Raw genomic sequence first — 13,932 nt, 5'->3', positions numbered from 1 at the left:
CTAAATTACTCGGATACTGCATATCATACTCCGCTCATCGTGTTGCGGCTAGTGTTGAGCGTAAAAAGTTGGCATCTATTTTAAGCAATGGTAGCGTGCAATTAACAAACATTTTTAGAGTTATTTATATGCGGTTTATATTTACAGTAATGGTGATACTAGCCAGTTTTTCAAGTGCGGCAAAGCCCCTGTCGTATTATTTTGAGCAACAGGTTGAATTTGATCCCAGCATTCCAACACCTGAAAAAGTACTTGGTTATCAAGTGGGTGAATGGCATGTAAGGCATGATCAGCTTGTACGCTATATGGAAATTTTAGCTCAAAAAAGCGATCGAGTTAATTTTGAAGTAATAGGTCGTACCCACGAGCAGCGCCCACTAGTTATGCTCACTATTACCGCAGCTAACAAACTAAAAAATATAGAACAAACTCGCCAAGCACACTTAGCTCGTCTAAATAACTCAAACAATAAATTAGCAGAGCAGCCAAGCGTTGTGTGGATGGGTTACAGTGTTCATGGGAACGAATCGTCAGGGAGTAATGCTGCCTTGCTAGTGGCTTATTATTTAGCAGCCGCGCAAGGTGATGAAATAAATGAGCTACTTAACAACACGGTGATTTTACTCGACCCGGCACTTAACCCAGACGGCTTAGCACGTTTTGCTAATTGGGCTAATAGTAATCGTGGAATGAACTTATCGTCAGATCCGCAAACGCGTGAGCATGTAGAGAGCTGGCCAAGTAGCCGTACCAATCATTACTGGTTTGATTTAAATCGTGATTGGCTTTTACTGCAGCACCCTGAGTCGCGAGCGCGTATAGCCAAGTTTCATTATTGGAAACCTAATATTTTAACTGACTTTCATGAAATGGGACCAAACAATAGCTATTTTTTCCAGCCAGGGATCCCTAGTCGTAAACACCCCATTACCCCTGAAGAAAATGTGAGCCTAACCAAAGCAATTGCAAATTATCATGCAAAAACTTTAGATGAAAACAACGCACTGTATTTTACAGAAGAAAGCTTTGATGACTTTTATTATGGCAAAGGTTCAACTTACCCTGATGTAAATGGTGGTGTCGGTATTTTATTTGAACAAGCAAGTTCTCGCGGTCATATTCAAGACACTATTAATGGCCCATTGACGTTTGCATTCACTATTAAGAATCAGTTATTAACCAGCTTATCTACGTTTAAAGCAGCGATTGATAACCGCCAAGCTTTACTTGAGTATCAGGCTAACTTTTATAACAAAGCGGTTGAGCTTGCCAAAGATGAAGACTATCAAGGCTATATTGTTCAAGGTGGTGAAGACAAAACACGTACTAACGACTTTTTAAGCATACTTAAACAGCACCAAATTAATGCTTATCCAGTTAAAGAGGGACTAAAAGCTGAAGGTAAAAACTTTACCGCTAATAGCTATTTTGTGCCGCTTGCGCAACCACAATACCGATTAGTTAAAGCTATTTTTAGTGAACAACAAAACTTTGCCGATAACACTTTTTACGATGTATCAGGTTGGACATTAGCGCATGCGTTTAATTTACCATTTGCTAAAGTAAAAAGCCGCTGGGGATTAGAGGTTGATACTACGGCTTGGCAAAAAGCAAAAAAGCCTGTTTTAACGCCGCTAACTAAAAACTATGCCTACGGATTTGCTTGGGACGACATGCTTGCCCCAAAAATGCTCAATAGTTTATTACAGCAAGGCATTAAAGCGCGTGTTGCATTAAAGCCATTAACCGCAACATCAACGAGTAATGAGATAAATTTTGATGCTGGCAGTATTATTATCCCTGCAGGACTGCAAACAGAGACTGATTGGGTGGCAAAGCTAAATCAAGCACAAAGCCAATTTGATATTGAAATTAAGCCAATTACCACAGGCTTAACCAGTAAAGGTGCCGACTTAGGCTCGCGCTCTATGGCGGTTGTTTCTGCGCCTAAGGTGTTATTAGTTGGCGGTAAAGGGGTTAGCCAATATGAAGCAGGTGAAGTGTGGTATTACCTAGATCGCTTTGTAGGCGTAGCGCCTACCATTGTTGAAATGAACCGTTTAGCGTCTTTAGAGCTCAGTAATTACAGCCATATTGTTTTGGCGCATGGCGATTATTCGACGTTATCTGATACCGACAAAGTGGCAATTAAAAGCTGGGTGAGAAAAGGCGGCGTTATTTGGGGTCATAAAGACGGGGCAAAGTTCTTAGCTGATCAGCAGTTATTAAAAGCAAACTACTTATCACGTAAAGATGTTGCCAGCGCATTTGATACTCAAGGTTTAAAATATGCAGACAAAGACCATCTAGCGGGTCGCCAGCGTATTGCAGGCGCTATATTTAATACTGATGTAGATACTACGCACCCACTGACGTTTTCATTTAAGCGTGACACTCTGCCAGTATTTAAAAACAGTACCTGGTTACTTGAAGCCTCGCAAGCGCCGTTTGTAAATATACTCACCTATACACAACAGCCGTTACTTGCTGGTTTTACTGATGCAGTTAATGTAGAGCAAGTGGCCGGCGGTGCTGCGCTAATGGCTCACTCTTATGGTCGAGGTAGTGTGATTGCGATGACAGACAACCCTGTATTTAGAGGTTACTGGTATGGCACCAGCCGATTATTAAGTAACGCTTTATTTTTCGGGCATACCTTTCGCGTCAGTGGTAACTAAATCTAAAGTGGCGTTAAACAGGTCGTAAATGCCCAGACTTGTTTAGCGCCCGCTTCTTTTAGCGACAAGGTGGCTGCATTGAGTGTTGCACCTGTGGTCATAATATCATCAATAATGACCACCGTTTTACCCTCTAAATTGGCAGTACATGAAAAAGCCTGCTGTAAATTTTTTATCCGCTTTGTTTTGCTCAGTTGTGACTGTGCCGAGGTGTTTTTATTGCGTATTAAAACATTATTCAAGACCTTAAAGGATGACAAACAAGGCTGCCATACTTGGGTAACCTGATTAAATCCTCGACTAAAAAAACGCGACTTGTGCAAAGGTAAAATAATAAATACAGCAGCAGCTAAATGCTGTTTATTAGTAAAAATAGTAAGTTGTTTTTTGATGACTTGCTGCAGTGCTTTTTTGTAATGAATTTGATTATTAAATTTGAGTTGTTTTAGCCATAAATCAAAAGGGGGTTGATAAAAAGCGCAGGCAAATAGTTTCTCAAAGCTGCAGTTAGGAAACATTTCTACAATATCTGGGCGGTAAAATAAATTGTCATACTCAGACAAATCTAGCAAAGGCAGGTCATCTAAACAAAACTGACATAGTCCCAGTGAGCTGTGTATCTGATTCTGGCACAACACGCAATACGAGGGAAAAAGCCAATCAGTTAGGCTAAGTTTCATTCGCTGATTCTCCTCATTACAAACTCCCCCTAAAACGCTATCATAGATTTAAGTTTGGTTAAGGTTAGGCAAATATGCAAAATGAATTTGTGTTGTTGCATGGTTGGGGAATGAACCAAGGCGTGTGGCAGTTAATAAAACCAGAATTAGAATTTTTATATTCTGGTAAGGTACGTAGTTTAGACTTACCTGGTTACGGTGCTCATGATGTCTCTTTGGAACCGTATACTTTACATGATGCAGCTCAGCTGGTGAGTCAGCAATTAAAACCACAATCTGTTTTGATGGGATGGTCTTTAGGCGGTTTGTTTGCCATTTATATTGCCAAACATTGGCCAGAAAAAGTGTCAAAAGTTATTTTAGTTGCCTCCACTCCTTTTTTTGTAGAGCAATTGCCCTGGGAAGGTATTAAACCTAAAGTGCTCACACAGTTTAAAGAACAGCTATTGCAAGAGCGTTCAAAAACGATAGAGCGCTTTTTGGCGATTCAAGCGATGGGCAGTGAGTCGGCGCGAGATGATGTAAAACAGCTAAAACAACTATTGAGTCAGTCACCGCCGCCGAGTAATCAAGCATTAAGTGTGGGGTTAGATATACTGCAAAGTGAAGACTTACGTGAATTATTTTCTCACTGTCCCGTCGCGATTAGTGGAATTTTTGGGCGTTTAGACTCTCTCGTTCCTTATCGAGCAATTGAAAAAATGGTCGCACTTAATTCTGACTTTGAGTACGAAGTAATAGACAAAGCATCACATGCGCCATTTATTTCTCATAAAAACGAATTTTTATCTGCCGTTAAATCAATGCTTTGAAGCAAAGCCATGAATACAGCGGTTTAAAGCTTTATTTTGCGTGATTTTTGAGCGATAATTAAACAATATTTATTTGCTGGAGGTTTATTATTATGCCGATTGGATCTGTATTTAATAGCGGTGTTGAAGGGTTTAATAGAGCCAGCCAAGGTATTGAAAAGGCCAGCGCTGAGATTAACCGTGCCAGCATAGAGCAGCAAGATGATTCTCAATTAGCGCAGCAACGTCAATTAACGGCTGCTCGCCCTGAAGAAGCCGTAACCGCGCCGGTATCCCAACCTGCACGAATTGATGATGCATTAGTAAACTTAAAAGTTGAAGAGTTTAATGCCAAGGCTAACACGCAATCAATTCAAACTGCAGATGATGTACTAGGCACTTTAGTTGATATTAAAGTGTAATTCCTCATGAATATCGTCACGCCGTTTCCGTCTATCAATATAAACACTGCAAATGTTTATACGGAGACTGCTCGGCGTGACAATCAGTTACGTGAAGTCATTCCCCCAGCCGCTGCAAACACCGCCGGTAGTACTGAAAACAAAGCTCAAAGTGATGCAGAAAAAGCCAAACTACCTGGTAACAGCGATAGTTCAACTTATACTGCAAGCGGCAAAATTGCAGACAACAAAATTATTGAACAACGCGAAGGCAATGCTGATAGTGATCAAGATGATGCCGAGCAAGAAAAACAGCAAGCTGCCGAAGAAGTTAGTGAGCAAGAAGAGCTTCAACTTGAGCAAGAACAGCAACAAATTAAAGAGCTCAAAGCTCGCGATACCGAAGTGCGAACCCACGAGCAAGCGCATGCGGCTGTTGGTGGACAATATGCCGGTTCACCCAGTTACGAATACCAAAGAGGCCCCGATGGCACTAATTATGCCGTAGGTGGTGAAGTACCGATTGATGTTGGGGTTATCAATGGCGATCCGCAAGCAACCATCGATAAAATGCAAACGGTACGTGCTGCTGCACTAGCACCAGCAGAACCCTCAGGTGCCGACAGAGCGATTGCGGCAGACGCCACACAGAAAATGGCTGCCGCACAAGCTGAGTTAGCTTCAGCTGATGACGAAGACAGCAGCGAAGATAAAAGTAGAGTCAGTGCGTCGTTTTCTAATAGTGAAAGTTCAGAAGTAAAAACCGCTAAAAGCGAAGAACAATCGCGTGATATTGAAGTTGAAGCGCGTGCAGGACGCATTGCTAGCTTTTATCAACTGGCGACATCACCCGCGATTCAGAGCGAATTTTCAGCGCAAATTTAGCTTATTTAAAATGCATAAAAAAAACCGCCTAGGCGGTTTTTTTTATTTTTAAATATATCGTTTAAATTACTTTTTCACTTTTGCGTTAGCAAAGGCGTCAGCAAAGGCATTCCCCATCATCGCATTGCCTGTATCGCGTTTAGGCTTAGGCGCTCGTGCTTGGTTGGTATTATTGCTGCGAGGCTTTTGCTGTGCCGCAGCAGCTGCTTTATTGCTGGTGTCTATGTCGTCATCTAGGCGCATAGTAAAACTAATGCGTTTACGGGCAGCATCGACTTCAACCACTTTTACTTTAACAATGTCACCTGCTTTAACCACTTCGCGTGGGTCTGAAATAAACTTGTTAGTAATAGCTGAAATATGTACGAGTCCATCTTGATGAACACCCACATCAACAAATGCACCAAAATTAGCAACGTTAGAAACCACACCTTCTAAAATCATACCAGGCTTAAGGTCACTAATTTTTTCAACACCGGCTTTAAACTCCGCGGTTTTGAATTCAGGACGTGGATCGCGACCTGGTTTATCAAGCTCGCTAATAATGTCAGTCACGGTTGGTAAGCCAAATTTATCGTCAATATAGTCGTTTGCAGCGAGTTTACTTAAAAATTCACTGTTACCAATTAAGTTATTTACGTCTACCTGATTATGTTCACAAATACGCTTAACGATTGGGTATGCTTCAGGGTGAACTGATGAGTTATCTAGCGGATCGCTGCCATTATTAATGCGTAAAAACCCGGCCGCTTGTTCGAATGCTTTTGGCCCTAAGCGTTCTACTTTTTTCAATTGACTACGTTTTGTAAATGACCCATTCGTGTCACGGTAGTTTACAATGTTTTGAGCCAACGTTTTGTTTAAGCCAGAAACACGTGCAAGCAAAGGCACTGAGGCCATATTTAAATCAACCCCAACACTGTTTACACAGTCTTCTACTACAGAAATTAGGCTTTGCCCAAGTTGGCTTTGTGATACATCGTGTTGATATTGGCCTACACCGATAGACTTAGGCTCTATTTTAACTAGTTCAGCTAATGGATCTTGGAGGCGACGTGCAATAGATACTGCACCGCGTAAAGATACATCTAAATCTGGGAACTCATTAGCGGCAAATTCAGACGCAGAATACACCGAAGCGCCGGCTTCACTGACCATAATTTTATTCAGTTTAAGCTCGGCATTGGCTTTGATAAGTTCGCCAACCAGTTTATCTGATTCGCGAGAAGCAGTGCCGTTACCAATCGCAATAAGCTCAACTTTATGTTGGCGGCATAATTGCTCGAGCGTACGCAGTGATTTATCCCAATGATTTTGCGGTGCATGTGGGAAGATTGTTTGTGTAGCGAGCAGTTTTCCTGTGCTATCGACTACCGCAATTTTACAACCAGTACGCAAGCCAGGATCTAAACCAAGTGTTGTGCGAGGGCCTGCAGGCGCTGCCATTAATAAATCTTTTAAATTTTTAGCAAATACGTCAATGGCACCGGTTTCGGCTTTTTCACGCATTGCGGCTAAAAACTCGTTTTCTAAGTGTAGCCCAAGCTTAATTTTCCATGCCCACTGCACCACAGTTAATAACCATGCACTAGCAGGTTTGTTTTTAATATCTAGGCGGTAATGATCACTGATCATTTGGGCACATAACTGGGCTGGATTTTCAGCACTTGGCTCAGGGTTAATCGTTAACTGTAAAATGCCTTCATTACGTGCTCTTAGCATGGCTAATGCACGGTGCGAGGGCACTTTTTTTAACGGCTCTTGATGTTCAAAGTAGTCTCTGTATTTAGCACCTGCTTGTTCTTGCCCGTCAATTAACTTACTCTCAATCGCCCCATTTTGACTAATATGGCTTCTAAACTTAGCGAGTAATTTAGCGTCTTCAGCAAAACGCTCCATTAGAATAAATTTGGCACCATCAAGGGCTGATTTTGTATCAATAATGGCTTTATCGGCATTAATATAGTGAGCAGCTTCAGCTTCTGGGTCGAGCATTGGGTCGTTAAATAACGCATTAGCAAGAGGTTCTAAACCGGCCTCAATAGCGATTTGACCTTTAGTGCGACGCTTTGCCTTATAAGGCAAGTATAAATCTTCAAGCTCGGTTTTACTTTGCGCTGCTTTTATATCAGCTGCTAATTCCCCGGTAAGCTTATTTTGAGATTCTATCGTCGATAGAATAAAGCCACGACGCTCTTCAAGTTCACGTAAATAAGATAAACGTTGTTCTAGAAGGCGTAGTTGGGTGTCATCTAATCCACCGGTCACTTCTTTTCTGTAACGGGCAATAAAGGGGACGGTTGCGCCTTCATCAAGTAACTTTGTTGCTGCAACCACTTGTTGCTGCTGTGCATTTAGCTCAGTTGCTAAACGTGCAGAGATATCGCTCATGCAAAAACCTTTTAATACAAAAAATAAGACCAGCTAAGAAGTTAACTGATGCGTCAATGTCTTGAATAATATCACAGGGGAAGGTAATAAAAAGCTCTTAAAGCAAGCTATTTTACTTGCTTTAAGATGCCATTACTGGGGTTGGAACTATACTAATAAAAAGCTGATTTAGTGAGGGTGCTCTATACTTTCGAGTACTTCACTAAATGTGTGCGCTATTGGACTAATATGAACAGGAATTTGCAGCTTACGTGCTATATCGCGTGCTGAAATTAAACCACTTATTTCATTATTAGCCGCAGTGACTAATAAAAACATAGCGCCATGATGTTCCATAGTTTGCAGTGCATCACCAATGCATGAGTAGCTTAAGCTTTTCATACTTACACCCATTAAATTACTTAGCGGTGTCATTAAATAGCGCAAGCTAATTTCACTACGAGGCAAGCCTAAACGCTGTGCTAAAATCATGATTTTTGAGCTTTGTAAATCAGCACTCGCCACTATACCTACTAGCTTTTGCTGCTCATCAGTTACCAAAATAAAATCAGAGCGTTGAGTCGTTAACTGTTTTGACGCTTGTTCAATTGTTGTATCAAACGATGCACGCATCGGGCTTGTATCAGTAAAACTAGTCACCACTTGTGTAGCAGGTGAAGTTAAATCAATGACAGCTTCATTAGTAAATGTATTCGCAATAGTGCCATGCGAAATATCTTGGGTACGGAGTTCTTTAAAGTTAGACATAATATCCACCTAATTAGTTATAAAATTTAATAATGTTTAAAAGCAAGTTATTAAACTAAATAACGGGTGGCGCTCGCGGGTGTGCATGGCTGTAAGGTGTGACTAAAAGGCTGCTTTCATAATGAAAGTAAAACGCTAAAGGAAGTGGTTGAATTTCTCTAAGCGCAATAACACCGACATGAGAATCTATATCGGTGTCGAGGTTTGCTTGGTCAGGAGAGTCGCAAACAATAAATTCTGCAGGTGTAAAACCAGCATCAATTTGCGTATTTTTGGGTGTTGCATGCAATGTCAAACTTACACTCATAAAGAGTGTAAACAATAGGGCATTTTGTAATATGCGCGCTGTAATGTTTGACATAGTGACGACCTTAATTAACTACTCTCAAATTAATACATCATAACTTGAGTTACTTTAGTTATAGCTTACTCAGATAATATAAACAATAAAAAGTTAATATGATCTGAATCAAAACTAAGCCGTTTTATTTTTGGTAGGAAATATTATTTACATACCATTGCTTAGCACCTTGAGGGGTCATGACCTCAAAATCATCGTCTACTTGTTTTTTTAATAATGCTCGCGCCATCGGTGAGTCAATAGAAATGTAATCGTTGCGATCATAAATTTCATCGGGACCGACAATTCTAAACTTCTTACACTCCCCAGCCTCGTTTTCTATTTCAACCCAAGCACCAAAAAAAACTTTGCCGTCTTGCACGGGTGAGTAATCAACAATTTTTAAATCGGGGATGCGCTTACGTAGATAGCGCACTCGGCGGTCTATTTGGCGTAATAGACGCTTGTTATACTGATAGTCTGCATTTTCAGAGCGGTCACCAAGGCTTGCAGCCCAACTCACAATTTTAGTGACTTCTGGGCGTTTTACATTCCAAAGATGGTCATGTTCTTGCTGAAGTTGTAAATAACCTTCGCGAGTAATTAAGTTTGTTTTCACGCCGTGTTCTTGTTTAATTTTCATGTGTGGCACGGTATTAAAATAAAGGCAGCTTGTCGAGATAAAATAGCCACCAATGGGTTTGAAATGTTCAGTAACAATCTAAGCACTTAATTAGTTTTTTATTATTAAGTTTTTCATTTATATTAACTATTAATAAATTATAAAAATAAGCAACAGATTATGGGACAAGAGACAGTAAAAGTATTAGTGGTTGATGACGATAAACGTTTGCGCAGTTTGCTTGAGCGCTATTTAGTAGAGCAAGGATTTATTGTTAGAACAGCCGCAGATTCACAGCAAATGGATAGGCTTATTGAGCGTGAAAACTTTCACTTAATGGTGCTTGATTTAATGCTGCCCGGAGAAGACGGGCTCTCTATTTGCAGACGGTTACGTCAAAAAGAAAACCAAATCCCAATTGTGATGTTGACCGCTAAAGGTGATGAAGTAGACCGCATTATTGGTTTGGAGCTCGGTGCTGACGATTATATTCCTAAACCGTTTAATCCACGTGAGTTACTTGCCCGCATAAAAGCAATTTTACGTCGCCAATCAAAAGAAGTGCCAGGGGCACCTTCAGCAGAAGAGAATTTAATTGAGTTTGGTAAATTTACTTTAAATTTAGCCACACGAGAAATGAGCGAGGGGGATAATACCGTATCGCTCACAAGTGGTGAATTTGCCGTATTAAAAGCGTTGGTATCTCACCCTCGAGAGCCGTTAAGTCGTGATAAATTAATGAACTTGGCAAGAGGTCGTGATTACAGTGCGCTAGAGCGTAGTATTGATGTGCAAGTGTCACGCCTTCGCCGTATGATTGAAGTGGATGCGGCTAACCCGCGTTATATTCAAACTGTATGGGGATTAGGTTATGTGTTTGTTCCTGATGGTGAAAAGTAATAATTATGGGGATGTTTCCACGTAGTGCGTTTGGGCAAACTGTTTTTTTAGTAGCAGCTTTGTTGCTGATTAACCAAATTGTATCCTACGTCACAGTAAGTTTATATGTTGTTAAACCCACCATTGAGCAAGTTAATTTGATGCTTGCTAAGCAAATTAAAACTGTATTTATTGACTGGGAAGATGGGGTTGAAGTAACCGATGAAGTTTCAGAAAAGTTTTTTGCAATAACCGGTATTGAGGTGATGACTCAGCGTGAAGCGATGCGCAATGGCTTAGGGCAAAGTCGTGAGTATTCAGGGCTATCGCGAAGTATGTCAGAGCAGTTGAATGGGTTTTCTCGGGTACGCATTAGTCAAACCGATCCACTTATTTATTGGGTGGAAGCCCCGCAAGCACCGGGCTATTGGGTTAAAGTCCCCTTAACCGGATTTAAAGAAAGTAATCTTGAATTTTTAACTTTTTACTTATCCAGTATAGGCTTTTTAAGTGTATTAGGCGGGTGGTTATTTGCAAGGCATTTGAACCGACCATTAAAAGCACTGCAACAAGCGGCAATAAAAGTAGGCGTTGGTGATTTTAGTACTAAGTTACAAGAACAAGGCTCAAGCGAAGTTATTGAGGTAACGCGCGCTTTTAACCAAATGTCGCGAGGTATAGCAGCCCTTGAAAATGATCGTCGATTACTCATGGCCGGTGTCTCTCACGACTTACGCACACCGCTTACCCGTATTCGGTTAGCCACAGAAATGATGGTTGATGAAGATGATTATTTACGCGAAGGTATTATTTACGATATTGAAGATATGAATGGCATTATTGATCAGTTTATTGAATATTTACGCCATCATAAACGTGAAGAACAAAGCTATGAAGATATCAATGCGTTAGTAGCCGAAGTCGTACAAAGTGAATTAAAGCATCAACGTGTTATTACGTTTGAAAGCAATCCTAACCTAGGTAATATTCCCATCAGCTCAGTGGCTATTAAGCGAGTAGTGACGAATATGATTGAAAATGCACTGCGTTACTCGCAAGGGGATATTGAGGTGCAAAGTTATTTTAATAGCAATAAAAAGTACGTCATTATTGCGGTTAACGATAATGGCCCAGGTATTCCTGAGAGTGAATTAGAATCAGTGTTCGAACCATTTAAGCAAGGTGACGCTGCACGAGGCAGTGAAGGCAGTGGTTTAGGCTTAGCTATTATTAAACGCATTATAGACATGCATAATGGCAAGGTTGTGCTCTCTAATCGCCCTGAAGGTGGTTTAAGTGCGCAAATATATTTACCGGTTAAAGTGGTTAATCAAAACTAAATAAAGCTATCCGCCGTTATATGCGGATAGCTTTAACCATTTTATAGTGCTTTAAAACGAATGGCTGTACCACCACTGGTGGCCAATTTTAGTGTGAGTTTATCATTTGCGGTAACAGTGCGTTTTTCGATTTTTAAATCGTAAGGGTTGTTCTTCCACTCTGCCTTATCACCATCTTTGTAGATTTGCGCTTCAAACTGTTTATCTTTATCTAAGAAGTCGAGTTTAACCTCAATGGTGCGGGCGTTTTCATCAGTTACAGCGCCTAAGTACCAGTCATTACCAGTGTAATGATCGCGTTTACGTTCTTTTCGTGCAAATACAATAAAGTCGCCTACTTCTCCATCAAGCGCAATACTTTGTTGCCAATCGGTCGGTACGTCTTGAATAAATTGAAAAGCATCGGGCTTAGCTAAATAATTTTTAGGTAAATCAGCCGCCATTTGAATTGGGCTGTACATTACAACATAAAGTGCTAATTGCTTTGCAAGTGTTGTTTGCGGGCGATTTGTATCGCCACCTAAGCCATTAAAGCTCATATCAAAAATACCTGGCGTAAAGTCCATTGGGCCTGCCAGCATACGCGTAAAAGCAAGCATTGGAATGTGCTCTGGTGGATTGGGTGGCGTGCCCCATGCGTTAAATTCTTGGCCGCGAGCGCCTTCACGAGCAATCCAATTAGGGTAAGTACGGCGAAGGCCGGTGTCTTTTATTGGCTCATGAGTATTAATACTTATTTTATGTTTTGCAGCTAGCTTAACGTTGTATAAGTACTCATTAACCATAAATTGGCCGTCATGCCACTCAAAACGGGCAATGCCGTTTTCATCAATGCGTTTAATATTGCCACCATCGGCCACATAACCGGTTTTAATTTGGCTTACATTTGATTGCTCGTAAAGCGCAAAAGCGTCTTCCATTTGATTACGATAATTTGTTACGTTACCTGAAGTTTCATGGTGGCCAATTAACTGCACCCCTTTTTGCTTACCGTAGCGGGTAAGCTCCTCAATATCAAAGTCATCATATGCTTGGGTAAAGCTAAATACATCGCCATTAAAAAACCAGTCGCCATCCCAACCAGTGTTCCAACCTTCAACTAATACACCATCAAAGCCGTATTTTGCGGCAAAGTCCATGTAGTATTTAGTATTTTTTGTGGTAGCACCGTGTTTTTCGCCACTACCCCAAGTATTCTCATTGATGTGCATGCCCCACCAAATACCTACGTATTTGCCTGGTTTAACCCAGGACACATCACCGAGCTTATTTGGCTCATTTAGATTTAAAATAATATCTGAATTAACTAAGTCTACCGCATGTTCGCCAATTTGAATGGTGCGCCAAGGCGTATTAAATGCACCGTGCTTTTTGACTGCTATACCATCTGACCATGGCGTTAAATCGGCGCTAAAAGTGCCTGGGCGACGTTGGTTAAGCACCATGCCCGCATAATCGACTAGGGCTGCTTCATGAATACTGACATGCACGCCGTTGCCATTTTTAAAAGTAAAAGGGGTGTGAGCGAGTGCAGCATCTTGTAAGGCTGTGGTGTTGTAGACATATTCGTAACGATTCCAACCGCGAGCAGGTATCCACCATGCAGTGGCTTTATCGGCACCGGCGATGGCAAACTCGGTCAGCTCTTTAGTAATTTCTGTTTTTTCAAAACCGGCTTGTTTAGGGACTTCATAGCGAAATCCCACACCGCTATCAAAGGCTTTAAATCGCACTGTGTATGTGCCACCGTGGGGTGCGGGTTTATTAAAGGTAACGGCAATTTCATTGTGCTTGTCGACAACGGTTTGACGCTCTCCCCAAGGTTGCTGCCATTGACTATCTGTTTGTGAGCGAGTTACTTCACTAATAACAAAACCTTCATCAAATGGCGCTTGGCTTTTAAATCTAAAACCTAAATGTGACTGCGTAATAACAGGTTTACCGTTAAAGCTAATAGAATAGTAAGGAGATGAAGATTGATCAGATATGGTGATTTTAATTTTTTGATCAGGCGATTCCAGCATGGCTTCTTTTGCAAAAGCGCTGCTTGAAAGTAAAGCAACTAGCAGTAAAGGTAATCTCATTGTGTGTCCTTTATGTCAAATTGTAGACTATGAGCATAAAGTGAAGGTGGGGTTATTACGAGATGACTGCAAACGTATTCAGTGTAATTAAACA

General features: G+C 41.0%; 12 protein-coding genes. 6 read left to right on the top strand and 6 right to left on the bottom strand.

Annotation, left to right across the window (positions count from 1 at the left end; all coding sequences use genetic code 11):
- Positions 1-128: 128 nt before the first annotated feature.
- A complete protein-coding gene (locus tag N523_RS0108610) occupies positions 129-2,678 on the top strand; it encodes a M14 metallopeptidase family protein (protein WP_197019869.1) in 2,550 nt (849 codons plus the stop codon).
- Positions 2,679-2,680: 2 nt separating this feature from the next.
- Here the strand turns inward: N523_RS0108610 and N523_RS0108605 are convergent, their stop codons facing one another.
- Positions 2,681-3,358, bottom strand: coding sequence for a ComF family protein (locus tag N523_RS0108605; protein WP_013466118.1), 678 nt, complete (start codon positions 3,356-3,358; stop codon positions 2,681-2,683).
- Between the two features lie 74 nt (positions 3,359-3,432).
- Here N523_RS0108605 and bioH point away from each other — a divergent pair, with 74 nt between their 5' ends.
- From bioH to N523_RS0108590, 3 genes are all read left to right on the top strand, one after another.
- The gene (gene bioH, locus N523_RS0108600; protein WP_028834837.1) at positions 3,433-4,170 is read left to right on the top strand and encodes a pimeloyl-ACP methyl ester esterase BioH; all 738 of its coding nucleotides are present in this window, start codon (positions 3,433-3,435) and stop codon (positions 4,168-4,170) included.
- 92 nt (positions 4,171-4,262) lie between these two features.
- Complete coding sequence (locus N523_RS0108595; RefSeq protein WP_008112879.1) at positions 4,263-4,571, top strand: hypothetical protein; 309 nt, start codon at positions 4,263-4,265, stop codon at positions 4,569-4,571.
- A 6-nt stretch (positions 4,572-4,577) separates the two neighbouring features.
- Complete coding sequence (locus N523_RS0108590; RefSeq protein ID WP_013466116.1) at positions 4,578-5,435, top strand: putative metalloprotease CJM1_0395 family protein; 858 nt, start codon at positions 4,578-4,580, stop codon at positions 5,433-5,435.
- 66 nt (positions 5,436-5,501) lie between these two features.
- Here N523_RS0108590 and N523_RS0108585 read toward each other — a convergent pair whose 3' ends face one another.
- The 4 genes from N523_RS0108585 to greB all read right to left on the bottom strand — a co-directional run bounded on the left by N523_RS0108585 (position 5,502) and on the right by greB (position 9,532).
- A complete protein-coding gene (locus N523_RS0108585) occupies positions 5,502-7,826 on the bottom strand; it encodes a Tex family protein (RefSeq protein WP_013466115.1) in 2,325 nt (774 codons plus the stop codon).
- Positions 7,827-7,994: 168 nt separating this feature from the next.
- Positions 7,995-8,573 carry a CBS domain-containing protein gene (locus N523_RS0108580; RefSeq protein WP_013466114.1) on the bottom strand — a complete coding sequence of 193 codons (579 nt, stop codon included), beginning with the start codon at positions 8,571-8,573 and terminating at the stop codon, positions 7,995-7,997.
- A gap of 55 nt (positions 8,574-8,628) precedes the next feature.
- Positions 8,629-8,934: a hypothetical protein gene (locus N523_RS0108575; RefSeq protein ID WP_024602195.1), complete on the bottom strand. Its 306-nt coding sequence runs from the start codon at positions 8,932-8,934 to the stop codon at positions 8,629-8,631.
- A gap of 124 nt (positions 8,935-9,058) precedes the next feature.
- Positions 9,059-9,532: a transcription elongation factor GreB gene (greB, locus tag N523_RS0108570; RefSeq protein ID WP_024602196.1), complete on the bottom strand. Its 474-nt coding sequence runs from the start codon at positions 9,530-9,532 to the stop codon at positions 9,059-9,061.
- A 183-nt stretch (positions 9,533-9,715) separates the two neighbouring features.
- Between greB and ompR the strand changes: the two genes are divergently transcribed.
- Positions 9,716-10,435, top strand: coding sequence for an osmolarity response regulator transcription factor OmpR (gene ompR / locus N523_RS0108565; protein ID WP_016899332.1), 720 nt, complete (start codon positions 9,716-9,718; stop codon positions 10,433-10,435).
- 5 nt (positions 10,436-10,440) lie between these two features.
- The gene (envZ, locus tag N523_RS0108560) at positions 10,441-11,754 is read left to right on the top strand and encodes a two-component system sensor histidine kinase EnvZ (RefSeq protein ID WP_016899331.1); all 1,314 of its coding nucleotides are present in this window, start codon (positions 10,441-10,443) and stop codon (positions 11,752-11,754) included.
- A 41-nt stretch (positions 11,755-11,795) separates the two neighbouring features.
- Here the strand turns inward: envZ and N523_RS0108555 are convergent, their stop codons facing one another.
- On the bottom strand, positions 11,796-13,838 hold the full coding sequence (locus N523_RS0108555) for a glycoside hydrolase family 97 protein (RefSeq protein WP_016899330.1): 2,043 nt from the start codon (positions 13,836-13,838) through the stop codon (positions 11,796-11,798).
- Positions 13,839-13,932: the final 94 nt, after the last annotated feature.

The organism is Pseudoalteromonas sp. 23_GOM-1509m (genome assembly GCF_000518425.1).
Taxonomy (GTDB): Bacteria; Pseudomonadota; Gammaproteobacteria; order Enterobacterales; family Alteromonadaceae; genus Pseudoalteromonas; species Pseudoalteromonas tetraodonis.
The sequence above is the reverse complement of the archived record's forward strand: the minus strand, read 5'-3'. Positions and strand labels throughout refer to the sequence as shown.

What these genes read in the sequence shown, in the direction of transcription:
- N523_RS0108610 (WP_197019869.1), top strand. Translation starts at nt 129, where the DNA reads ATGCGGTTTATATTTACAGTAATGGTGATACTAGCCAGTTTTTCAAGT.
- N523_RS0108605 (WP_013466118.1), bottom strand. Translation starts at nt 3,358, where the DNA reads ATGAAACTTAGCCTAACTGATTGGCTTTTTCCCTCGTATTGCGTGTTG.
- bioH (WP_028834837.1), top strand. Translation starts at nt 3,433, where the DNA reads ATGCAAAATGAATTTGTGTTGTTGCATGGTTGGGGAATGAACCAAGGC.
- N523_RS0108595 (WP_008112879.1), top strand. Translation starts at nt 4,263, where the DNA reads ATGCCGATTGGATCTGTATTTAATAGCGGTGTTGAAGGGTTTAATAGA.
- N523_RS0108590 (WP_013466116.1), top strand. Translation starts at nt 4,578, where the DNA reads ATGAATATCGTCACGCCGTTTCCGTCTATCAATATAAACACTGCAAAT.
- N523_RS0108585 (WP_013466115.1), bottom strand. Translation starts at nt 7,826, where the DNA reads ATGAGCGATATCTCTGCACGTTTAGCAACTGAGCTAAATGCACAGCAG.
- N523_RS0108580 (WP_013466114.1), bottom strand. Translation starts at nt 8,573, where the DNA reads ATGTCTAACTTTAAAGAACTCCGTACCCAAGATATTTCGCATGGCACT.
- N523_RS0108575 (WP_024602195.1), bottom strand. Translation starts at nt 8,934, where the DNA reads ATGTCAAACATTACAGCGCGCATATTACAAAATGCCCTATTGTTTACA.
- ompR (WP_016899332.1), top strand. Translation starts at nt 9,716, where the DNA reads ATGGGACAAGAGACAGTAAAAGTATTAGTGGTTGATGACGATAAACGT.
- envZ (WP_016899331.1), top strand. Translation starts at nt 10,441, where the DNA reads ATGGGGATGTTTCCACGTAGTGCGTTTGGGCAAACTGTTTTTTTAGTA.
- N523_RS0108555 (WP_016899330.1), bottom strand. Translation starts at nt 13,838, where the DNA reads ATGAGATTACCTTTACTGCTAGTTGCTTTACTTTCAAGCAGCGCTTTT.